This window comes from Streptomyces sp. NPDC057253 (assembly GCF_042669125.1).
In the GTDB taxonomy this organism is placed as follows: domain Bacteria; phylum Actinomycetota; class Actinomycetes; order Streptomycetales; family Streptomycetaceae; genus Streptomyces.
Map to the genome: position 1 here is coordinate 1 of NZ_JBHUXV010000275.1, position 3,540 is coordinate 3,540.

Here is a 3,540-nt window from a genome sequence, read left to right on the forward strand (position 1 = left end):
TGAGGGTGGTGGGTCCGGCGCCCCCTCCTCGGGGAGGGGCCGCCGGAGCCTTACGGGTAGCTGGTCAGATTCGCCACGTTCGTCGAGGAGTTGGACGGACCGCCCGTGCCGTTGACGACGTGCCGGATGGTGCCGGTGCCGCCGAGGGACACGGTCACCATGCTCTGGAAGCGCACGCCCGCCCTGTTCGGCGCCTCGATGGCCCGCTCCGCGGCCACCCCCGGGTTGACGTTGAAGTAGCAGTAGCTGCCGAGGCCGTAGGCCTGGTGGCTGGTGACGGAGTCGGCGACCTTGTAGGCGGCCCAGCCCTGCGTCGAACCGTTCATCCAGGCCGCCTGGTTGGGCGGGTCGTACGGCATCTCGTTCTGGTAGAAGTACGTGCGGCCGCCGTTGCCGTTCCAGACGGTCTGGTACTTCTGGTAGTGCTCGACGAACAGCCCGTACGCGGTGACGTCGTCGCCGTTGACGATCAGGCCGGTGTCCCCGGTGTTGCTGGTCCAGCCGACGCCGCTGCCGTGGTCGGCGCGCCAGATCCACATGTGGTCGCCAATGACGTTGTCGCTGTTGATCACGAGGCTGGTGGTGGCCTTGCCGACGCCCGCGCCGCCGACGCGGAAGTACACGTCGTGCAGGGAGCTCGGGTTCGCGGCGTGGGAGGCGGCGGAGCCGGCCGGGCCGACCTCCATCAGGGTGGGCGAGTTGGCGGTGCCCGCGTCGAAGAGGAGGCCCGCGACCTTCACTCCGTCCACGTCGGCCACCTTCATCGCGGTGACGCCGTTGTCCGGGACGAAGGTGGCGAGGCCCAGCCCGAGGACGACGGTGTTGGCGCGGTTCACCTGGAGCGTCTGGTTCAGGTGGTACACGCCCGGGGTGACCAGGAGGTTCTTGCCCGCCGCCAGCGCCGCGTTGATGTCCGCGGCACTCGCGCCCGGCTTCACGACGTAGAAGGTGTCCAGCGACAGGGAGCTGCCCGCCGGGGCGCCGTTCGCCCAACTGGTGCCCGTGGAGTCGGACCGCACCGACGGCACGAACACCTTGTAGGAGCCGTCACCGTCGACGTACAGGAAGGGCTTCTCCCGGCTGACCGGGGACTGGGCGACCGTGGTGTACGGCGGGTTGGGGAAGCTGGTGCCCGGGACGCCCTGGCTGCCGACGAAGACCATGTTCCAGTTGGATCCGGTCCAGCTGCCGAGCTGCGAGTTGCGGGTCAACCACTGTTGCTGGCTGCCGGAGTTGACCTGTCCGTCGACCTTCGTGTCGGCGAGCAGACCGCCGCTGGACCAGCCGTTGTCGTCCAGGGCGAGGTTGCCGCGCAGATGCATCCGGCGGTACGCGGCGGCCTGCGAGACGGCCCAACGGTCGCCGCCGCCGGTCGGGTTGACGGAGAGGTTCTCGGCGCCGCGCCAGAAGTTCTGGGTCGCGTTGCCCTGGAACCAGTCGGCCTCCGCGTGCACCGCGCCGTTGATCGTCACCGCGTCCGGCGTGAGACCGAGCCCCGCGACCTGGGTGTAGAAGCCGACGTTGGCGTTCGCGGTGTAGGAGCCCGGCTTGAACAGGACGGCGTAGCGCTGGGCGCCGAACTGGTTGGTCTCCTGCTGCTGGAAGATCGAGTCGAGCCTGGACTGGATCGTCGAGGACGGCGTCGACGGGTCGAAGACGACCACGTTCGGGCCGAGGTCCGGGTTGCCGGCCGACGGGGTCACGGGCACCACCTGGAAGCGCTGGGCCGCGCTGCCGTTGCAGGTGTACTGCACGAACTGCACGCTGTCGGCGGTCGAGGCGCCGGGATCGTCCAGGCACTTGCCGCTGTTGCGGTTGACGAACCGGTAGGCGCCGCCGCCCTCGTCGACGGGCAGCCACTGCTGGTTGGCGCCGCCGCCGTAGGTCCACAGATGGACGGGCGCGCTGTCGGCGGTGGAGACGTCGGCCACGTCGACGACCTGGCTGGTGTTGTTGCGGTTGTCGATGCGGACGTAGCCGTCGCTCGTGGCGGTGAAGCTCCACTGCTGGGCCGTGGTGGCGTTGCACGCGTACTGCTGGACCACGGTGCCGTTGGCGGTGGCGGCCGACCGGGCGTCGAGACAGCGGCCGCTTGCCGCGTTCATGACAGTAGAAAAGCCGGTGGGCAGTGCGGTGGCCGCACTCGCGGGTGGGGGAGTCAGTGTCAGGAGAGACGCGGCGGCCGCCGTGACGAGCGCGGCGGCACCGGATCTGTGGAGGCGGGTGCGGGTGGGCATGCGCAGAGTCCTTCGTGGGGGTGAGGGTGGTGCGAGGTGTCTGGCTGCCCCGGAACCTAAAGGTATGGACCACTTGCGTCAAGAGGTGAAGTAAGGTTTGAGGGAAGGGGGTTGGTCGTGGCCGACGCGTTGGGGGGAAGCGGGTCGGTCGTCACCGACGCGTTGAGGGGGAGCGGGTCGGTCGTCGCCGACGCCGCCGGCGTCACTTCGGCGCGCACGGCTCGCGGCCGCAGGCCCATCACCAGACCCACGATCACCACCGCGATGCCCAGCCACACCGACGGCCCCGGCATGCCGGTGCCCGAGGCGGCGTCGGCGACCGCCGCCGCCAGGGGAGCGATACCGGTGAGCAGTCCGGCCCGCCCGGACCCGACCGCACGGACCGTCGAGTACCACAGGACGAACGCGACCGCCGTCACCATCAGCGTCAGGTACCCGGCGGCCGCCCACTGACTCACCGTCACCTCCCGTACGGCCGTGGGACCTTCGAGGGGCACGCCGAGCACGGCCAGCAGCACACCGCCGATCCAGGTCGCGTGGATCGACACCCCCCAGGGCGTGTGCCGGGCCAGCACCGGCACCGCGAGCAGCGTGAACGCGGCCTCGCACCCCAGGGCCAGCCCGGCCCAGGCCACCCCGGCCGTGTCCGTGCGGCCCGTCCCCTCCACCAGCACCGCACCCGCCATCACCACGGGCGCCGCGACCAGCACCTGCCGGCTCGGCCTGCGCCGCTCCAGCACCGGCCCCACCACCCCGAGCACCAGCGGGACGCACGCCACCGCGACGGCGATCACCGCGGGCTCCGCGTGCGCGACACCCCGGACCACGGCCACGTTGAACAGCACCAGACCGGTGACGGCGAGCCCGGTCAGCCACAGCCACTCCCGCCCGCGCGGCCACACGGGTCGGACACCGGCGAGCCGGGCGATGAGGACGAGGATCAGGGTCGCGGCCAGGTAGCGGACGGCCTGGGTGGTGAACAGCGGGGCGTCCACCAGAGTGTGCGAGACGGTGACGCTGCTGCCCACCAGGATCATCCCGATCATGCCGGGGACCAGCTGGGCCGACGAGGCGGAAGGTGTGTTCATACCGCCACCCTGCCCGCACAATGGATGCCATGGGCAGGTCCACCAAGTCATCGGTCGAGGGGTCCAAAACCGTGTCCGGCACGCCGGGTGCCGACGCGGCCCTGGGCTCCGACTTCCTCCAGCTCGACATCGGACAGGCCCCGCCCGGCGGCCGTACCGCCTGGCTAGCCGACCGGTTGCGGTCGGCCATCGCCGACGGCCGGCTGCCCGTCGGG

The 3,540-nt window shown here is 71.0% G+C and carries 2 protein-coding genes and 1 pseudogene; 1 reads left to right on the forward strand and 2 read right to left on the reverse strand.

Annotated features, from left to right (window positions below):
• Positions 1-50: 50 nt before the first annotated feature.
• The gene (locus ACFULQ_RS48820; RefSeq protein ID WP_383558233.1) at positions 51-2,237 is read right to left on the reverse strand and encodes an RICIN domain-containing protein; all 2,187 of its coding nucleotides are present in this window, start codon (positions 2,235-2,237) and stop codon (positions 51-53) included.
• Between the two features lie 56 nt (positions 2,238-2,293).
• A complete protein-coding gene (locus ACFULQ_RS48825) occupies positions 2,294-3,325 on the reverse strand; it encodes a DMT family transporter (RefSeq protein WP_383558236.1) in 1,032 nt (343 codons plus the stop codon).
• A gap of 20 nt (positions 3,326-3,345) precedes the next feature.
• On the opposite strand from ACFULQ_RS48825, the pseudogene ACFULQ_RS48830 reads away from it, so the two are divergent.
• Positions 3,346-3,540, forward strand: a pseudogene (locus ACFULQ_RS48830) (PLP-dependent aminotransferase family protein); the annotation flags it as partial.

Coding starts and splice junctions, on each gene's coding strand:
- ACFULQ_RS48825 (WP_383558236.1), bottom strand. CDS start 3,325: ATGAACACACCTTCCGCCTCGTCGGCCCAGCTGGTCCCCGGCATGATC.
- ACFULQ_RS48820 (WP_383558233.1), bottom strand. CDS start 2,237: ATGCCCACCCGCACCCGCCTCCACAGATCCGGTGCCGCCGCGCTCGTC.